Source organism: Marinobacter sp. C1S70, assembly GCF_000475355.1.
Classification (GTDB): Bacteria; Pseudomonadota; Gammaproteobacteria; order Pseudomonadales; family Oleiphilaceae; genus Marinobacter; species Marinobacter nauticus.
In genome coordinates, this window is sequence record NZ_AXBW01000084.1 from 23,964 (window position 1) to 42,806 (window position 18,843).

Sequence of the window (18,843 nt, forward strand, 5' to 3'; positions counted from 1 at the left end):
TTCACGTTCGTCCGGAATAGGTGTTCATGATGGGCCGGAATATGCAAATTCAGGATAGCTCCGAAATCACCTGGCCATTGGCCCGGGTAATGAGGTGGATCTACCAGCAAGCAGACTCAAGCCAAACGCAATTTCATTACCCAGGTAAAACACCCCAATCTGACAACTTCATCTATGAACGAAATTTGGAGAATGCGAGGAATTGGGTGCGCGGTGAGAGCATGCCCTCCCTCCCGGGACTGCTTTCAAATTTCTCGCAATCAATTCGCGGACGAGAAGTCGGAATAAGAGACGATCCTGACCTGGTGAAATCAACCCCTCTGCTTCTGTTGGTGGCCCGAGTCTCGACTGCTATCTGCCGGGAGATCCACGAAACCTATGGCCTTGAGATACTCACCCAGCTAACGAACGACTGTAGTGACCTTGCCCGAAGCCTGAAACCAGAGATAACGGAGTTCAAATCGGAAATAATGAATGCGAAGGGGACGGAAGATCTTTCCGAGATCGATGCCCACACTTGGGATAACGCCTACGCCCAGTACATGAGGTTTTTCTACTTCAAAAAACACGAAGCAAGTGAAACTCTCAAAAGGCTGCGTGCCGCATCACCCGCCAACCCTTTTAAGCCCCCGGTCATTCATGCCCTGACGGAAAAGCTGGGACGTTACCCTGTCATATCCGAACTGTATCCGATCGCTCAGGCAAAGCGATGGCATGTAACCGAGGATTTCAAACAGTTGCTACTCAGAGGGCTAGATATCAAGAACAATCCGGCTACAAACACATCTGATTCGGAGGAACTCAAACAAGACCTGCACAGCCACGATCTCGAAGACCAACTCTCCTGGTTAGCCTCTTGGATTGATGCAGCGATAGCTTACAGATCCGAGGATTACTCAGCCGCAATGGATCTATTCGAACAGGCTTTCGAGCAGGCAAAGTATCGTGCAGGTCGAGCGCAGTACAAACTGGTGAATCAATACCTCGAAGCTTGCGCAAAGAACAATCAAAAGCGACGATTTAAGAAAGGAGTGGAATGGGCCAGGTACCTGGGGATATCAATCCGTTGGTTGCGGGATAAAGAACCAACTGAAGAAAACCTCGACTTTGTTTTCATGATGCTCTCCAGAGCAACGTATCCTCAGCTATGACTGGCTATCCAGCTTGTGACCTGACTTTATGCTTGCAGCAAGGGCAGATCATGCAAAACTGGTTTGGAAATCAGAGGGGGCATTTGATTTGACTGAAGAGTACACAGTTGCTGAACTCCGGGATCTCGTTTATCGGGAAATCCTGGAGCTATTCGAGGGAGATAGGACTGCTGCTGAGAAGTGGCTATCGTCACCGCTTAAAATTCTCGGCGATCGCAGCCCGGCATCCCTCCTGGAAACTAAAGCCGGTGTGCAAAAGATCCGGAACCTCTTGCGCAAGTGGGGCGAGGGGGCAGTTTCTTAGCGGTTCTTAGTGGGACCTCATACTAATGGGCAGGAATGACTCTGACCCAAAGGACAAATGAAAAGAGACGTTTACACAGGTTGCCATATTACTCAGGTGGTTAGATGAACGATAAATACACGATCGCGTTGCCAGTTTTTGATGAGCGGTTAAATTCTGTAGTCGCCCCTTCAGGGCCCGCCTTGAGAGATCTTGAGCTGAGAGCGGTTTCGCCTGAGAGCCGTCTTTCAGAAAGACAAGCATTGGAGCGATTCGCTCGCTACTTCAAAAGCGAAATGCACTATGACAACGTTCAATATTATGCAAATGAGCATGACAGCAATTGTGCCGGCTTCCTGTTTACATCCAGCGCCTTAGACATGTGTACGGATGGACAAAAAAGTATGCCAACCAGATGTATGGGAGGTTGCTGTTTCCGAAAAATTAAAGATACCTGGGTACTATGCTGGGTTTGGATCCATCCATTTGCTCGAAATCAAGGGTTGCTACAAAAATACTGGAAGTACTATTTTCTAGAAACATTTGGTGATTTTGCAGTTGAAGCACCGCTTTCACCCTCAATGGAGTCTTTTCTCAAGAAGCAACAGAGCGAACACCAGTTAGTTAAGATAGGTTACGCGTAGCAGTCTTGGCCTAAAGACTGCGGGCATCAATTCTATACCGATAGAAAAAGCCTCTTGAGCCTAAACCCAATCAACTTTCCGACGCATCAACTAGCAACCGGGAAATGACCTCAAAGACGTAGGGGTAGATGCCAGCGCATTGCGAAGACCTCGGACCTGCAACATTTAACGTCCCTACCTCGTTCTCGATGCAAAATTCCCGGACCTTCTCAACGGCCAGGGCCGGCTCTACTACGGAAATATCAATCAACTTCAGTGGCTTCTGTTCTTTCAGAGCGATAGAAACAGTCAACGCTGTGCCGCCCTTGAGTTCGTCACGATAGAAAACAAGCGTACCGTCGCCTGTCTGAACATTTTTTCGAGTTCGAGCTCGATAGCCACCAGTGATTTCCGTAAGTGCATAGCGCTCCGGTATCGCCCCATCCTCTGCTAGGCGACCTTTCGGGCACGAGCCCGCGATCGGGTAATTCCGGTCTATCGCCGCATCAAGTGCCGCACGGTCGGCACCAGTCTGACCACCGCTAATGATTTTTATTGGATACTGCTTCATATCAGTCGTTATCAATCTCTAAGCCTCCCCACGGCGATCAGATCTGTCGCCAGATCCAACGACGTCACTCACCCAGTCGAACTGGTCATTGAGTCTGACGGTTAGAGGCAAAGCAGGCCATAGCCACCAATCAGACATTCATCAATGCTGTCATCGATCAATTCAGACAACGTCACCTGGAGTATCACAGGTTCGTTTGATGCGGAACAAATCGAAACCTCCGTAACTGTTGAGAGAAAGCCCATGTTTTACACCGTCGATGAAGTCAGTAGCCGTTACAAAGTCTCAACTAAAACTATATGGCGCTGGGTCAGAGAGGGGAGATTTCCCCGAACGGTCAAGATCGGCCCAGGGACAACTCGTTGGAGGGAAGAAGACCTGCAAGCTTTTGAAGATGGCTTACAGTGAGTCGTCACCACTGTATGTCGCAATAAAAACGACCTCTCCTGATCAAGAAACCACGCAGAGATGGCATTTCTCCAAGCGAATCGTGCTTGATAGATTTGATCGTAGCATGATGGCAGGAATGCTATTGTTTATTTAATTCAACGATCTAGCTTTCTCCGGCCCCTAAAGCGTGTCCGATTTCCGGACACTGAAATCCTGACAATTCTGCACTCCCCGACCCGACAAAATCGAATCCAAATATCCATTTAGAGTGCCTGGAGGGCACCGATCAAATGTCCTGTTTCCGGACATCGGTTACCTGACAAAGGTGTGCCACACTTCGGTGTTAAATGGCTTAAAATGCTGATATATCGGGGTTTTGGAGACTGACGTTTTTTGTTTTAGGTATTTGATCTTTGAGACTTTTCACCGATTTAGACCGGTTGTTGCCTACCTTCGAGGGTGCACTCCGGAGGCAAAGGTCATAGGTTCGAATCCTATCGGGCGCGCCATTATTTTCGAAGGCTTGCGTGAGAACGCAGGCCTTTTTTGTTTGTCTTTGCCCAAAGTGTTTCGAGCGTTTTCAAAAGCGGCGAGTCTGGCTTATTTGAACCGCACCACCAGCTCATGCAACTCAGCCGCAATTTTCTCCATCTTCTCGACACTGGCGGCCGACTGCGCCCCTTTCTCAAAATTCACCGACGCGAGCGAGGAAATGCTCTCGACCTGCTCGTTAATCTGGTCGGAGACCTGCGCCTGTTCCTCCACAGCGGTGGCCATCTGAATCGCCATTTCTGCAATGGTATTCACTGAGTCTGCAATCTGGTTCAGGGTCTTTTCCGCATCCAGCATACGGTCCAGCCCACTGTCTGAAGCCAGATTACCCTGTTCGGCGACCCTCACCGATTCGGACGACCTTGAGAGCAGCTTGTCGATGATCCCGTGAATCTCCCGGGTGGAATTCTGGGTCCGTTGGGCCAAGTTCCGGACCTCATCAGCCACCACCGCGAAGCCACGCCCGTGTTCCCCGGCTCTGGCAGCTTCAATCGCCGCGTTCAGAGCCAGCAGATTGGTCTGCTCGGCGATGTCTTCAATGATCTTCGCCACGTCTGCAATCTTTTCACTCTCCGTCGCCAACTCACCGACGGAGCGACTGATGCCATGAACGGTGGTTTTCAGTTCTTCAATAGACTGCCTGGTCGAGGCGATAACCTGGCTGCCCTGTTCCGCCAATACCCTGGCCCCATCGGCTTTGTCGGCGGTTCGCTGCACGTTTTCGGAGACTTCGCCGATGGTCTGCGACATTTCATGAACTGCCGCAGCCACCTGCTCGGTCTCGGCCTGCTGTTTCCGCATGGTGTCCTGGGCCTGAGAGGAGTATTCCAGACCTCTGACTGCGGCAGTCTTTACACCGGCGGCAGAATCTTCAATCCGGGTCAATACGGCGTCAAGGTGGGCTTGTTGCGCTCTGACCGCCACCTTGATGCGCCCTAACTGCAGGTCATCATCGGTGTAGCTTCGCGCTGCCAGGTTGTCTGTAAAGGTATTACCCATCATATCGGTAACCGACTGAATCAACCGGTGCCTCGCTATATTCATCCAGATCGCATAGACGAGCACACCCACCGACAGCAAAAGCTCTGACAACACTTGTTGGCCCGAGAGGAATAATCCCCCGGCTGCCATCAACAATCCCAAAAGGCACCAGGTGCTTGGCGCCACCCGATGCCAGAACGGGATCCCGGTTTTCCCTTCCCGAATCGACTTGTAGAGCCTCTCAGCCCTGGCCACATCCTCCCGGCCCGGACAAGAGCGAACGGATTCATAACCGACAACCTCGCCATTTGCGGTCACCGGTGTGACGTAAGCGCTGACCCAATAGAAGTCGCCGTTCTTGCAGCGGTTTTTCACCAGGCCCATCCACGGTCGGCCGGCCTTAAGGTGAGACCACATGTTCTCATAGGCTTTCGGAGGCATATCCGGATGACGAACGATATTGTGCGGTTGCCCGATCAACTCATCCCGGGAAAAACCGCTGACCGCCACGAAAGCGTCGTTACAGTGCAAGATCTTTCCCCGCAGATCCGTTGAGGAAATCAGTTTTTGCGATTCCGGAAACGTTCTTTCGATCCCGGTTATGGGTAGATTCTGTCGCACGAGGTTCGTCCTTTTCAGCCTGGCCGGTTGTTGTCGGTGGGGCGGCGATTATCGCTGTCCCGTTGCCCAGTTCCAGTTTGTTTTGTAACGAACAGCCACAAGTTCCATAGGCCTCTCTCTCAGGCGCTCCATACCTTTTGATCGGGGTGTGGTTTCAATGAAAAGGATATTCAGGGAGGTGGCAATATCAGGCAGCCTGCGAGAACAATCCCTTTCCTCACAGGTTAAAGAATAGACGATTTCGGAATTTCTGCGCGACAGCAGCAAAAAATATGTAGCCACTCGCACCAAAAAAGCAGTTTGGCCGCAGAGCGTCGCAGTTCGACCTTAAAATCAGGCTACGCGGAAACCCTTGGCCACCAGATACACCTCCCGGGATCTGGCCCGGGACGAATCCGGCTTGCGAATCACCACCTTATCGAAGGACTCGCGCACGGTTTTCACATACTCATCATAGCCTTCACCATGGAACACCTTGGCAACAAAACTGCCTTTGGGTTTGAGCACCTGGCAGGCCATATCCAGGGCCAGTTCCACCAGATACATGGAGGCTGCCTGGTCTGCGGCGTTTACGCCACTGATGTTGGGGGCCATATCCGAGATCACGACGTCGGCACGGGCCCCGTCCAGTATCGCCATGATCTGGTCGAAGACCTCCTGTTCGGTGAAGTCGCCCTGGATGAATTCAACGCCGGCAATCGGATCCATCGGCAAAATGTCAGACGCCACCACACGGCCCTTGTGGCCCACCAGTTTCGCCGCCACCTGGGACCAGCCGCCCGGGGCCGAGCCCAGGTCGACGACCAGGTCCGTGGGCTTGATCAGCCGATCCTTGTTATTGATTTCCAGCAGTTTGTAACTGGCACGGGAACGATAGCCATCCTGTTGCGCCTGTTTTACAAAGGGGTCGTTTACGTGCTCTTCGAGCCACCGGTTACTGCTTTTCGAGCGTGCCATCGCCTGCCTTCTGTTCACTGCGGGAAAACCGGCATTGTACGCCGGCGTCAGTGACGCCGCAAAAACCAGCCACTTCCTGACAAGCCAGCCAAGCCCCCGTACAATAGCGCCTGATCACATGCCTCATTAAAACCATCATCGCCCGGCCCCGGCCGTGCCAGGCACCATGGAAAGCAGACCGTGAAACTGGACGACATCAAAAAGCTGCATCAAAAGAAATACCGCCAGTCGTTCGGACAGTTTCTGGTGGAAGGCGAGCATCTGGTACTGGAGCTGGAAAAAGCGGCGAAGCAGGTGCCCCACTGGCGCAACGCCCAACTGTATGTGACCGGCGCCTACGAGCACTGGCCCAGCCTCTGGCCCAAGCACGTCATCAGTGACCGGCAGATGGCCCAGCTTTCCGATACCAGAACGCCTCAGGGCATCCTGGCGTTGGTGCCACTGCCACCGGCTGCCCGCGGAGAAAACGCCTCCCGGGAAAAAGCGCTTTACCTTCACGAGGTGCAGGATCCCGGCAATCTGGGCACCATCCTGCGCACGCTGGCCTGGTTCGGTGGCTTCCGGTGCCTCCTTAGCCCCGGCAGCGTGGATCCGTTCAATCCGAAAGTGGTGCGCGCCAGCATGGGCGCCATATTCCATGTACCGCTGGAGACCGAGGTTGCCCTGGACACGCTGGGGCAGCGATACGCCCGCATCGCCTGCCTGGACATCGGCGGCGATTCTATCACCAAGCCCGAATTCCAGGCCCAGGACTGCTACCTGTTTGGCAATGAGGCCCGCGGCGTGCCAAAGCAAGCCCTGACTGAACTTAGTGCCCACGCCTACACCATCCCCGGTGCGGCCGCTATCGAGTCGCTGAACCTGGCCTCCGCGGTCAATATGGCGGTTTATGAGCTGAACCGCGCCTGAGTCCCCCGGATTAATTCCGGCCTTTACTTGCCAGTCGCTGAACCGGTTACCTATGGTTGAACGTAATCCTGTAGGACATCATTCACTGGAAGGATCGGTTCAGCCATGGAGTTCTCCAACCCGACTGCAATTCTCGAACGCCAACATGCCATCGGTTTAACCCGCACGCCCAATCTGGCCGAGGGAACCCCGGACACCAAGCGCCAGGAAATCGCGCGCTATTTCACAGACACCTTCGACACCTACACGCGCCTGTTCGATTGCCTGGCTGATGACTCCGGCTATTACCAGAAATCTATCCCGCTCCGGCATCCGCTCATTTTCTACCTTGGCCACACCGCCACCTTCTTTGTGAACAAACTGGTACTGGCCAAGATCCTGAAAGAACGCATCAACCCCAACATGGAATCCATCTTCGCGGTGGGTGTGGATGAAATGAGCTGGGACGACCTGAACGACGATCACTACGACTGGCCCGCTGTCCAGGAAGTACTGGACTACCGGGCACAGGTGCGCCAGACCGTGCTGGAGTTGATCGAAACCATGCCGCTGTCGCTGCCGATTGACTGGGACAGTGACTGGTGGCCCATCGTGATGGGCATCGAACATGAGCGAATTCACCTTGAGACGTCCTCGGTGCTCATCCGCCAGCACGCGTTGGAACGCGTTCAACCGCAACCGGAATGGGCGCCCATCCGGGAAACCGGCGAGGCACCGGAAAACGAGTTGCTCACCGTTCCCGCTGGCAAAGTACACATCGGTAAGCCCTACGACGATGCCTTTTACGGCTGGGACAATGAGTACGGCGAGCACCAGGCCGACGTCGCCGAGTTCAAGGCCAGCCAGTACCTGGTAAGCAATCAGGAGTTCCTGGAATTTGTCGAGGCCGGCGGCTATCAGCAGGACGAATACTGGAGCGAGGAGGGCCTGGCCTGGCGAACCTTTGCCGAAGCCAAACACCCCACGTTCTGGCGCTGGCAAAATGGCTGGCAGCTGCGCCTGATGACTGAAGAGGTGGAGATGCCCTGGGACTGGCCGGTCGAGGTCAACTATCACGAGGCCAAGGCGTTCTGTGAGTGGAAACGTGAGCAAACCGGCAAACCCATCCGCCTGCCCACGGAAGACGAGTGGTATCGCCTCTGTGACGAATCCGGCGTCCGAGAAGTGGGAGAATCCCCGGCCAACGCCAACCTCCACCTGGACCATGGTGCCTCGTCGTGTCCGGTAACGCGCTTTCGCCACGGCCAGTGGTTCGATGTGGTTGGCAACGTCTGGCAGTGGACCGAAACCCCCACCTATCCGTTCGACAACTTCAAGGTGCATCCACTGTACGACGACTTCACCACACCCACGTTCGACGGCCAGCACAATCTGATCAAAGGCGGCTCCTGGATTTCCTGCGGCAACGAGGCAAGGCTGGCCTCACGTTATGCCTTCCGTCGGCATTTCTTCCAGCATGCAGGCTTCCGCTACATCACCTCCGAGGCCGAGGCGGTTCAACCCAACGCCTATTACGAGAGCGACCGGCTACTCACTGAATATGCCGAGTTCCATTACGGCGACAGCTGGTTTGGTGTCGCCAATTTCCCGAAAACCATGGCCGAACTGGCCCTGGAGGCTATGGCCGGCAAAAAGACCGGGAAAGCGCTGGATCTGGGCTGTGCCTGTGGCCGGGCAAGTTTTGAGCTGGCGCGCCAGTTTGACGAGGTTGAAGGTGTCGATTTCTCTGCCAACTTCATACGTCTGGGGGTGGAGATGGCCGAGCAGGGCGCCATCCGTTATTCACTGACCGAAGAAGGCGAACTGGTCAGCTACCACACCCGCACCCTGAAAGAACTGGATCTCGAAGATACCGCCGCCAAGGTGGCGTTCTATCAGGGCGATGCCTGCAACCTGAAGCCCCAGTATTCCGGTTATGACCTGGTATTGGCCGCCAATCTGATCGACCGCCTGTACCGGCCACGTCGTTTCCTGGAGTGCATCCACGATCGCATTAACGAAGGCGGGCTGCTGATTATTGCCTCCCCGTATACCTGGCTTGAAGAACACACCCCGAAAGAGGAATGGCTCGGCGGTTTCAAGAAGGATGGCGAAAATCACCGAACCCTGGACGGCCTGAAAGAGTGCCTTGGCGAGCACTTCCGGATGGTGGTAGAACCCCGCAAGGTGCCCTTTGTGATCCGCGAGACCGAGCACAAGTTCCAGCACACACTGTCTGAAGTGACCGTGTGGGAACGCAAACCCGTCAGGAGTTGAGTGCGATGCCGGCGTTACCAGCTTCTGATCACGAGGCTGGTAGCGCCGCCAAGGCCGACAGGCCACGCTCGCAACCATCCAGATACCCACCACCGAACAGGTTGTAGTGGTTAAGGTAGTGGTACAGGTTATAGATTTCTCGCTTGGTGGCGTAGACCTCAGTGCGCGGGTATACGCGATCGTAGGCACGATAGAACGCCGCGCCGAAACCGCCAAACATCTCGGTCATGGCAAGGTCCGCCTCCCGGTCGCCCTGGTACACCGCCGGATCAATCAGCCAGGGGCCCTGGCGGTCAAACATCACATTTCCGTTCCACAGGTCGCCGTGCAGCAGGCTCGGATGTTCGCAATGCTGATCCAGCCAGCAGGCCAATCGGGCACCACAGGTTTCCAGGGCGCTCTCGAACCTGGCTCGCACCCCGGCATCAGAGATCCGGCTGACCTGATACTTCAGCCGGTGTTCGAGGAAAAACTGGCCCCAGGAATCCATCAGCACATTGGGTTGAGGAGCCAGGCCGATGTAGTTGTCGCGGCTCCAGCCGTATTGATCCCGAGTCAGCAAATGCAATCGAGCCAGCCCCTCCCCCAACGCAGTCAGGCACTTGTCGTCGGGCGGTGCTGAGTCAATCCGCCTGAGGGTAAGCCGGTGCTGACTCACCTCCACAACCTCCGGAATACGGAGTGCTTCAACTCCTGCCTGCTGCAACCCGTCCCGAAGAGATTCCAGACCCTCAGCTTCGCAGATCAGCGCATCGGCATAGCCCGTGGTATTGGTTTTAACGTGCATATTGACTCCTGATTAGCGCGGGTATGGATCTGTTTGCGCTATAAAACCGTAGCAGGGTTCTGCTAAGATACTTTGCATCCTACCCTTACGGAGTCCATTCCCAGTGCCCATCCGAGCTCTTTTTGCCCGCATTAGCCTCTTACTCGTGCTAGCACCCGCTTCCGCCAATGCGGAACAGTTCAACCTTGCCTGGGACAACGATCTATTCACTGGCAGCGACCGGGGCTACACCAATGGCGTGCGCCTGTCTTACCTTACCAATACAGCCGAAGACTCCGGCGGAGGCTCAGCCCGACTTGCAAGGGCGGGCAGAGATGGTCTGTCATTTCTGCCCGGCGTCGGCGACGCCGACAACAACCATGCAATGAGTGTCAGTCTGCGTCAACTCATGGTGACACCGGCAGACATTAGCCAGGAAGAGCCTCAATTCAATGATATCCCCTACGCCGGCCATCTCTCCCTGAGCAGCACCCTCTGGAGCTGGAGCGCCGACAGTATTACGGGGTACGGCGCTCACATTGGCGTGGTTGGTCCTGAAAGCGGCGCCGAAGCCAGCCAGAAATGGGTACACAAAATCACCGGGAGCGAACGCCCCAAAGGATGGGACAACCAGCTAGGGACCGACGTGGTTGGCGGATTTCAGGCGGCCCACGGGCGCAAACTGTTGCAAGCGGGGCAACGCGGCGACCTTGAACAACAGTTTTCAGCGGTGGGCTCCGGCCTGCTGTCCAGTTTTCGAACCTCCGCGACCGTTGGCGTGATCTGGCGGATGGGCAGAAACCTTCCGGCCAATTTTATACCGGATTACGCCGGCAGCTCCTCGGCCATCGCGCTACCCGGATCTTTCAGTGGCGCGAAAAGCGCCTGGTCAGTATTCATAGGCCTGGGGGCGGAATACATTGCCTATTCCTATCTGGAGGACAATTCCGGGCCCTACCGGTTCAGTGAAGGCCCCCTGCTCGGCCAGCTAGGCCTGGGCGGCACCTGGCAGTGGGACAACCTGCAAGCGGCGCTGATTTTGCGGGCCACGACGGGGGAAGAACAGCGTAACCAGGATAACTTCAGCTTTGGCACGCTGTCTTTTAGCTGGGTGTTATGAGGAAGCGCCCCTGTCGGGGCGCTTTTGTCAGTACCAGAAATCAGATTCTGGTCAGGCGCAGGTAAGGACGCAATTCGTTCCAGCCCTGCGGGAACATGTCCTTGGCCTTCTCGTTGGAGATGGACGGCGGAATGATCACCTCGCCACCTTTTTTCCAGTCCGCCGGCAATGCACAGCTATTGGCATCGGCCGTCTGCAGCGCATCGATGGCACGCAGGATCTCGTCGAAGTTACGGCCCACCGCCATCGGGTAGGTCATGGTCAGACGTACTTTCTTGTCCGGATCGATAATGAACACACTGCGCACAGCGGCGGTTTCGCTCTCACCCGGATGGATCATTTCATACAGCTCAGCGATCTTGTGGTCCTCATCGGCAACGATCGGGAACTGCAGATCACAGCTCTGAGTGTCGTTTACATCATCAATCCACTTCAGATGTTCTTCGACTGAGTCAGTCGACAAACCGAGAGGCTTCACATTGCGGGCAGCAAACTCCTGCGCCAGCTGTGCCGTGCGGCCCATTTCTGTGGTGCATACCGGGGTGAAGTCAGCCGGATGGCTGAAGAAGAACACCCAGGAATCGCCGGCCCACTCGTGAAAGCTCATGGGGCCTTTGGTGGTGTCTACGTTGAAATCAGGGGCAATTTGTCCAAGACGAATCGTCATTTCATTTCTCCTGTCGGGGTTTCCACGTTTGTGGCATTGGTTAACAAAGCTTCAATGGGTTGGGTTTCATGGCCTGCGTCATGGGCCGCTTTGAGTAACATCGGGATATTGCATTGCGGGTTCCGGGCCCGGGACTGGGCCCACATGTGCACCGCCCGCCGGCCTGTGCGGCAGAATCCGAGAATGGGCGCAGGGGCCGCATCAAGTGCCTGTGCAAAGGCATCCACATCCTGTTCGGTGTATTCACCGGAGGCGACCGGCACGCAGAACCACTGCAGGCCCTGGCTGGCGGCTGCTTCCCGGAAGGCTTCTTCGCCCTCGTAGCCGTCCTCGCCCGCGCGGCGATTACAGATCACGGTTCGGAAGCCCTGGCGGCGAATGTCCTCAAAGTCCTCAGGCGCGACCGCATCTGCCACGGCGAATCCTGGTTCCAGAAAATGAATCTTCATCGTTAATCTCCAGCTCAGAAGCCGTTTACCGGGACTTTCAGGTAAACCTGTCCGTTGTCTTCCGCCGGCGGCATGGCCCCGGCACGCATGTTCACCTGCACCGACGGTACAATCAGCCTCGGCATGGCGAGCGTGGCATCGCGCTCGGTTCGCATCCGCACAAACTCGGATTCGTTCATGCCCTCGCGAACATGGATGTTACGTTCGCGCTGTTCGGCTACCGTGGTTTCATGCTGGTATTCATCCCGCCCCGGCGCCTTGTAGTCATGGCACAGGAAGATCCGCGTCTCGCCGGGCAGAGCCAGTACCTTCTGCACAGACTGGTACAGGGTCTGGGCGTCACCGCCGGGGAAATCGCAGCGGGCGGTACCGGAATCCGGCGCGAACAGGGTGTCGCCAACAAAGGCCGCATCGCCGATAATGTAGGTCAGGCATGCCGGCGTGTGACCAGGCGTGTGAAGGACCTGTCCCTCCAGGTTGCCAACCCGGAAGGTATCGCCCTCCGCAAACAACTGGTCAAACTGGCTACCGTCCCGGGCAAATTCGGTGCCGGCGTTGAAGGCTTTTCCGAAGATTTCCTGAACATCCACAATCTTCGCGCCTATGCCGGTCTTGCCACCCAGGTGGTCGTGCAGGTAGGGCGCAGCGGAGAGGTGGTCGGCATGTACGTGGGTTTCAAGAATCCACTCCACCTGAAGATTGTTGTCCCGAATAAACGAGATGATCTGATCGGCTGAACGCACGTCGATCCTGCCGGCGGCGTAATCAAAATCCAGTACCGAGTCGATGATGGCACAGGCCTGGCTGTCGGGATCCTGAACGACGTAGCTGAAGGTGTTGGTCGCTTCGTCGAAGAAGTGAGTGACTGATGGCGTTTGCATCGTCGTGTCCTCCTCGGGCATGGGTATCGTTAACTCACACCGTCAGTAGACCATACTTTTAGATATAACCATATACCCATAACGCATATTAAATTTGATATAGGCGATAGCTCCTGTAAATCACATATCAAAAGCTTTAATTAATTCGCTATGGATGAAGGGCGGAGGACTGAATCGCAGGAGGGGGCGCCCTGTCCGGGCGCCGTTTTTCTGAACATTGTTTCAGTGATGCTCGCGGACGGCAGGGCTGGCCAGCCACTCCCGACCTTTGAGCATACCGTGCCAGTACAAGGTAGGCAGCTGCTTGGCCTTGAGCCACCAGGCAGCGCGGGTGGCTTTGGTGCCATCGTTCACCCACTGCGGGAAACTGGGCTGAAGCACACCGTTATAGCCAAACTCGGCCAGCACGATGCGGCCGTTCTCTACCGTCAACGGGCAGGAGCCGTATCCGAGGTAAGCCGCAGGCAGGGGCTGATTCCGTAAACTTGCAATGAGGTTTTCCGCCACGACCGGCGCCTGCTTTCGAACGGCAGCGGCAGTTTTGGCATTACCGGTGCCGCTCACGTCGCCAAGTCCGAATATATTGGCAAAGGTTTTGTGTTGGAGCGTATCGTCCGCCAGATTCAACCAGCCACCGTCATTGGCCAGAACGGACTCGCGGATGAAACCGGGCGCCCGCTGGGGCGGCACCGCGTGCAACATATCGAAATCCAGTTCCCGATCCTGGCTGTTACCTTCAGCGTCCGTAAGCCGGAACGTGGCTTTCCGGGCGGGGCCGTTAACCGCTACCAGATTGCTCTGAAAGTTGACTTGAATACCGTATTTATCGATGTATTCCTGAAGTGCCGGGACATAAGCCGGCACACCGAACAGAACCGCTCCGGCATTATGAAACTGAATATCGAGTTGGCCCAGAACTCCGTTTCTGCGCCAATGGTCGGAAGACAGATACATCGCTTTCTGCGGCGCCCCGGCACATTTGATAGGCATGGGTGGCTGGCTGAACAGGGCCCTTCCCTTTTTCAGGGCCTGTACCGTTTGCCAGGTGTATTGCGCCATGCCTTGACGGTAGTTGGACGTCACACCATTGGACCCAAGCGCCGATTCCAGGCCATCAATGGCAGACCAGTTCAGCTCCAGCCCCGGCGCCAGCACCAGTGCCTGATAGGAAATACTCGAACCGTCCGCCAGTCTTACCTGATTCTGCTCCGGCATTACGCCCGAAACCGCCTGCTGATGCCAGGAGACAAAACCCGGCATCACCTGTGACATGGGCCGGGAGGTAACCTCCGGCTGAAAAACGCCGCCACCGACCATGGTCCAGCCTGGTTGATAGTGATGGGTCGCGGATGGTTCCAGGATCGCGATATCCAGACGGCGGTCCCGTTTGTGCAGGCTGGACGCCACCGAGATACCGGCAGCGCCGCCACCGACGATAACAATGGTGTGGTGCCGGTCTGCCCCCGCCGGTTCTGTTCTGCTGTTCATGCCTCTACCCTCTTGTGTTTGTTCGCACGGCATTTCTTCTTGATGTATATCAAATCCTAGCACCATTGAAAGAATAACGTTATATCGATATGGAATATATCGGTGCACAAGGTCCTTCGCGGCTCATAGCGCACAAGGTGGGATATAGAGCGGTGGGAGTGGCCCTTACACGGCCGGGATAGCTGCTCGGGCAGGGAGCGGTCAGGCAAACGAAAGGCGTTTACCTGACCGCGCCTCAGTGACTGTCCAGATCCTCATAACCGGTAATCATCGGTTTGATATGACTGGTCAGGGTTTTACCCATGGTGGTCATATAAACGTGGGCGATCACAAATACCAACATGGCAAAAGCGGCACCGGTATGAACCAGAGCGACGGTCTCCAGCTGCAGCGCGCCGGCCAGCGTCGCGGGCCAATTGTTATAGAACAGGTACAACAGGCCAGAGGCCCAGATAATCGGTGAAATTATCAGTTTGAAGAACAGGTAGGCCAGCCGCTGCAGCGGGTTGTGTTTTGCTCGTGTGGTTTTTTTGTAGGGATGGGCGGCGCCGGTAAACGTACCCACCAGATAATAATGAATAACCGCAAACAGGCCATCCCGGGTGGGAATATACTGGCGCCACTCGCCGGTGGTGAAATGCCAGAAAATGGCAAATATCCACAGCACAATCAGTGCCCAGGCCGCCAGGGTGTGTACCTGCACGGCGGTACTGAAGCGCATGACGTCGTAGCTGCCGTGAATGGCGAAACCGGTGAACAGCAAGATAAAAATCAGCAGCGCCTGAGTCCAGTGCCAGAAGCGCTCAAAACGTTTGAACATCAGTACCCGGCTCATTGGTCTTTCCTCCCACTGAACACGATCCTTGCCATGGCATGCACCAGAACACCAAACAGGGTGGCTGCCACCAGCAACCAGCCAATCCGGTCAAGCCAGACATTACCGTTGTGGCCTGGCATATAGATGCCACCCAGCCCAGCCAGCCGGCTTTCAGCCTTGTGGCAACTGCCGCACTTCACCGCCTGTTCAGCGGGTGCCACCATGTGGGTGATCGGCCAGTGCATGGTGGTTTCGATAAAGCTGAACTCACCACTGTAGGGCATGCCAGACAGATCACTGGCGGCTTGCAGCGCTTTCTCCCAGCTGAAATTGCTCCACAGAGAAGTGTCATCGGCACCGAACACATGGGTGGCCAGCAAGGTCTGTCTCTCGGTATCAAACGGCTGCTTTCCACGCATCACCTTGAACGGCCAGATGCGCGATTCACCATCATCAGGGCTGCCTTCCACCCGGTTAATGGCCACCGGCGGATTCTCGATATCCAGCGGATCCCCGGCCAGGGTATATTTCACCGTGCCATCAAACCAGGCGTACTCCGGCACCACATTCTCACCATGGCGGAAATTCCCTTTTTCACTGAGATAGCTCGGGTGGCCGTGGTCGTCCAGCTGTTTTATTGGCTGTCCGTTTTCATCCAGTCGGCCGGCGGTGGACCAGTCCCACCAGGTCTTGGTGGGCACCCCGCCCCGGGCAAAGGCCGGGATGTGGCAGGTCTGGCAGGCAAGTTTGTCTACATGGTCGTTCAGTTTTGGTTTGTCGTGGGGCGCAAGGCCATGGCAGGACTCGCAACTGGCCCGGGAGAAATCCGTATGGCCCGGCACATCAATACCCAGAGTGTCGCGGGCATTGGCCTGGTACCGGCTTCCCGATACCGCATGGCCCATGGTGGTGTGGCAATCTGAACAGCCGAAATTCAGGCCGTCCGGCGACATGTGCACATCCAGCGATTTCGGTGGATTGACCAGGGAGGTATCCAGATCGCCGTGCTTCACACCGTCGGCGCCGCCTCCATGGAAATGGCAGCTACCGCAATTGGCCCGGCCACTGGCGCCCACGTTCTTGGCAATGCGCTCCAGATCCGGCGGCTGTACCAGTTTGCCACTGCCCTTGGGCCATTCGCGGGGTATATAGGTGGGGTGGCCCGCCAGCGTCGGAAACTTCCAATACTCGCCTGTGGTGTCGTGGCACACCAGGCAATCCACCGCATTCTCGGCCTGCGGCGGTGGTTCACGCATATCGTTCCAACCGTAACCCACATGGCACGACGTACACCGGGGCTCGTTGGTAATGGTCATCCCGCAAAAGCTGTTGATGACCTTGCTTTTGCCCAGGGTCTGCCCGGTTTCCTCATGCTCGTAGAGCCAGGTCCAGTGAGTGGTCTGGCGAATCTGTTCACCGGCCTCGGTATGGCAGGTCAGGCAGGCCGCCGTCACCTCTTCCGCCCGTTCAAAGGGGCCCTGTAATGCCTTGAACTTGCTATGATCTGCCGTCGTGGTCGATTTCCCGTTTACAGCCGCTATCGCGGCGGCGCCATTCGCGGCAAACACCAGGCTGGCAACGACCACCAACCACCTGAGCGAAAAAATGATTCGCAGAGCTCTTTTATTGTTCATATCCACACCGTCCACTCAGATGAGCATCTACCTTTAGTCTAGTCGCGCCGTGCTGGTTTTCCCGGCAGCGTGTACAAAGATTGAGCAGGATCAATCTATCGCCCGGCGGCGGACAGATCAGTGACATTGTCACTGAAGCTTCGATAGTTATGCCCCTAGGATTGGCATGTGAACCAACAACACTCAGGAGTTACCCCATGATGAATACAATCAAGACTTTTGTACTGGCACTGCTATTCTCGGCCCCGCTGACAGCCATGGCCGATAACCACAAGGCAAACAACGGCAATAAAGGAAACACCGTGGGCGAGGTTCTGGTGATTCTCTCCAGCGACTCTCTGCAAACCCAGGGTATGGCGATGGTGCTGTCCAACACCATGGCCAAGAAAGGTGCCAGCGTTAATGTACTGCTTTGCGACGAAGCCGGCGACCTGGCCCTGAAAGCTTATGAGGCCGAACCCCTGGCACCGAAAAACGTCACCCCGGGCCAGATGTTGCGTGGCCTGATGAAAGCCGGTGGCACAGTGAATGTGTGTGCGCTGTACCTGCCCAACAGCGAGTACAGCAAAGACGACCTGCTGGACGGTGTCGGCGTTGCAACCCCGCCGGCCATGGCCGCCCAGATGCTGGATCGCAAGATGCGCACCTTCACTTTCTGAGGCCTGACATAGTTCCGGTGTTTTTCATGCGCCAGCCTCTATCAGGCTGGCGCTTTTGGTTACAAGCAAACAACGAGGTACCCGATGGCGCACAGCGACGCTTCACGGCTACAGACCTTTCCGGTTTCCTGGTTTTCCACCGTGATGGGGCTTGCCGGTTTGACCATTGCCCTGCACCGGGCAGAGGCGATACTTGGATGGAGCATTCACCCAAGCCCTGTTCTTCTGGCATTGACCGTGGCCGTGTTCGCCACGCTGGCCGGCCTCTACCTGTTAAAACTGGCCAGACACCCCGCCAGTGTCAAAGCTGAACTGAGCCATCCGGTCAAACTCAACTTTTTTCCGACCATTTCGATTGGCCTGATACTGATCAGCATTGCCCTTCTGCCTCATTATCCGGGCTTGTCACAGATTGTCTGGACCGCCGGCACTGTGCTGCATTTCGGCTTCACGCTGTATGTGCTGTCGATCTGGATCCATCACACCCATTTCGAGATTAACCATATGAACCCGGCCTGGTTCATCCCGATTGTGGGCAACATCCTGGTACCCGTCGCCGGAGTGCATCACGCGTCGGTGGAAATTTCCTGGTTCTTTTTCAGCATCGGGCTGCTGTTCTGGCTGGTGCTGCTGACCATTATTTTTAATCGAATGTTCTTCCATCAACCGCTACCGGGAAAGCTGCTGCCTACACTGTTTATCCTGATAGCACCACCCGGCGTCGGAATGGTGTCCTGGTTACAGCTGAACGGAGAAGAAGTGGACGCCTTCGCCCGGATTCTCTACTACAGCGCACTGTTCCTTACCCTGATGCTGTTTACCCAGACATCCCGATTCATCAAAGTCCCGTTCGCCCTGTCTTGGTGGGCCTATTCATTCCCCATGGCAGCAATCACCATTGCCACACTGTTGATGCATCAAAGCCTGGGGCTGGTCTTCCTGAAATGGTTGGGGCTGATCTTGCTGATAGTGCTTTGCCTGCTGATTACCGGGCTGGTGATCAGAACCGCAGTTGCGGTGCGGCGGCGGGAAATCTGCGTGGAGGAGTGAAACCGGGCAGTGACGCCC

Annotated in this window: 19 protein-coding genes; 9 read left to right on the forward strand and 10 right to left on the reverse strand. The window is 55.9% G+C overall.

Annotated features, from left to right (window positions below; translation table 11 throughout):
• Nucleotides 1-26: 26 nt before the first annotated feature.
• The 3 genes from Q669_RS17790 (at nt 27) to Q669_RS17800 (ending at nt 2,078) form a co-directional block, all read left to right on the forward strand.
• Nucleotides 27-1,151 (forward strand): hypothetical protein, encoded by a 1,125-nt coding sequence (locus tag Q669_RS17790; protein WP_022993317.1) that lies wholly within the window; start codon nt 27-29, stop codon nt 1,149-1,151.
• 28 nt (nt 1,152-1,179) lie between these two features.
• Nucleotides 1,180-1,455 (forward strand): antitoxin Xre/MbcA/ParS toxin-binding domain-containing protein, encoded by a 276-nt coding sequence (locus Q669_RS17795; RefSeq protein ID WP_022993318.1) that lies wholly within the window; start codon nt 1,180-1,182, stop codon nt 1,453-1,455.
• Between the two features lie 104 nt (nt 1,456-1,559).
• Complete coding sequence (locus Q669_RS17800; RefSeq protein ID WP_022993319.1) at nt 1,560-2,078, forward strand: hypothetical protein; 519 nt, start codon at nt 1,560-1,562, stop codon at nt 2,076-2,078.
• Between the two features lie 70 nt (nt 2,079-2,148).
• Here the strand turns inward: Q669_RS17800 and Q669_RS17805 are convergent, their stop codons facing one another.
• Entirely contained in the window at nt 2,149-2,643 is a 495-nt protein-coding gene (locus Q669_RS17805) for a putative molybdenum carrier protein (protein ID WP_227501144.1), read from the reverse strand.
• 228 nt (nt 2,644-2,871) lie between these two features.
• Between Q669_RS17805 and Q669_RS19450 the strand changes: the two genes are divergently transcribed.
• Complete coding sequence (locus Q669_RS19450) at nt 2,872-3,036, forward strand: helix-turn-helix transcriptional regulator (protein WP_081699758.1); 165 nt, start codon at nt 2,872-2,874, stop codon at nt 3,034-3,036.
• A gap of 582 nt (nt 3,037-3,618) precedes the next feature.
• Here the strand turns inward: Q669_RS19450 and Q669_RS17810 are convergent.
• A complete protein-coding gene (locus Q669_RS17810; protein ID WP_022993321.1) occupies nt 3,619-5,172 on the reverse strand; it encodes a methyl-accepting chemotaxis protein in 1,554 nt (517 codons plus the stop codon).
• A 333-nt stretch (nt 5,173-5,505) separates the two neighbouring features.
• Nucleotides 5,506-6,129 carry a 23S rRNA (uridine(2552)-2'-O)-methyltransferase RlmE gene (gene rlmE / locus Q669_RS17815; RefSeq protein ID WP_011783941.1) on the reverse strand — a complete coding sequence of 208 codons (624 nt, stop codon included), beginning with the start codon at nt 6,127-6,129 and terminating at the stop codon, nt 5,506-5,508.
• Between the two features lie 180 nt (nt 6,130-6,309).
• On the opposite strand from rlmE, the gene Q669_RS17820 reads away from it, so the two are divergent.
• Both Q669_RS17820 and ovoA read left to right on the forward strand, forming a co-directional pair.
• A complete protein-coding gene (locus Q669_RS17820) occupies nt 6,310-7,038 on the forward strand; it encodes a TrmH family RNA methyltransferase (protein ID WP_022993322.1) in 729 nt (242 codons plus the stop codon).
• A gap of 105 nt (nt 7,039-7,143) precedes the next feature.
• Entirely contained in the window at nt 7,144-9,294 is a 2,151-nt protein-coding gene (gene ovoA / locus Q669_RS17825) for a 5-histidylcysteine sulfoxide synthase (RefSeq protein WP_022993323.1), read from the forward strand.
• Nucleotides 9,295-9,322: 28 nt separating this feature from the next.
• Here ovoA and Q669_RS17830 read toward each other — a convergent pair whose 3' ends face one another.
• A complete protein-coding gene (locus tag Q669_RS17830) occupies nt 9,323-10,081 on the reverse strand; it encodes a fructosamine kinase family protein (RefSeq protein ID WP_022993324.1) in 759 nt (252 codons plus the stop codon).
• A gap of 103 nt (nt 10,082-10,184) precedes the next feature.
• Between Q669_RS17830 and Q669_RS17835 the strand changes: the two genes are divergently transcribed.
• Entirely contained in the window at nt 10,185-11,180 is a 996-nt protein-coding gene (locus Q669_RS17835) for a lipid A deacylase LpxR family protein (protein ID WP_022993325.1), read from the forward strand.
• Between the two features lie 40 nt (nt 11,181-11,220).
• Here Q669_RS17835 and Q669_RS17840 read toward each other — a convergent pair whose 3' ends face one another.
• The 6 genes from Q669_RS17840 to Q669_RS17865 all read right to left on the reverse strand — a co-directional run bounded on the left by Q669_RS17840 (nt 11,221) and on the right by Q669_RS17865 (nt 17,116).
• Nucleotides 11,221-11,847 (reverse strand): peroxiredoxin, encoded by a 627-nt coding sequence (locus tag Q669_RS17840; protein WP_011783934.1) that lies wholly within the window; start codon nt 11,845-11,847, stop codon nt 11,221-11,223.
• A complete protein-coding gene (locus Q669_RS17845; protein ID WP_022993326.1) occupies nt 11,844-12,296 on the reverse strand; it encodes a TIGR01244 family sulfur transferase in 453 nt (150 codons plus the stop codon). The genes Q669_RS17840 and Q669_RS17845 overlap by 4 nt, the downstream gene beginning before the upstream one ends.
• Before the next feature lie 14 nt (nt 12,297-12,310).
• Entirely contained in the window at nt 12,311-13,177 is an 867-nt protein-coding gene (locus Q669_RS17850; RefSeq protein WP_022993327.1) for an MBL fold metallo-hydrolase, read from the reverse strand.
• 222 nt (nt 13,178-13,399) lie between these two features.
• Nucleotides 13,400-14,665 (reverse strand): FAD/NAD(P)-binding oxidoreductase, encoded by a 1,266-nt coding sequence (locus tag Q669_RS17855; protein ID WP_022993328.1) that lies wholly within the window; start codon nt 14,663-14,665, stop codon nt 13,400-13,402.
• A gap of 235 nt (nt 14,666-14,900) precedes the next feature.
• Complete coding sequence (locus Q669_RS17860) at nt 14,901-15,500, reverse strand: cytochrome b/b6 domain-containing protein (RefSeq protein WP_022993329.1); 600 nt, start codon at nt 15,498-15,500, stop codon at nt 14,901-14,903.
• Nucleotides 15,497-17,116: a tetrathionate reductase family octaheme c-type cytochrome gene (locus tag Q669_RS17865; protein WP_022993330.1), complete on the reverse strand. Its 1,620-nt coding sequence runs from the start codon at nt 17,114-17,116 to the stop codon at nt 15,497-15,499. Before Q669_RS17865 ends, Q669_RS17860 begins: the two co-directional genes overlap by 4 nt.
• 197 nt (nt 17,117-17,313) lie before the next feature.
• On the opposite strand from Q669_RS17865, the gene Q669_RS17870 reads away from it, so the two are divergent.
• Together Q669_RS17870 and Q669_RS17875 are read left to right on the forward strand one after the other, a co-directional pair.
• Nucleotides 17,314-17,775, forward strand: coding sequence for a DsrE family protein (locus tag Q669_RS17870; protein ID WP_022993331.1), 462 nt, complete (start codon nt 17,314-17,316; stop codon nt 17,773-17,775).
• Nucleotides 17,776-17,859: 84 nt separating this feature from the next.
• Nucleotides 17,860-18,825 (forward strand): SLAC1 anion channel family protein, encoded by a 966-nt coding sequence (locus Q669_RS17875; protein WP_022993332.1) that lies wholly within the window; start codon nt 17,860-17,862, stop codon nt 18,823-18,825.
• Nucleotides 18,826-18,843 lie beyond the last annotated feature (18 nt).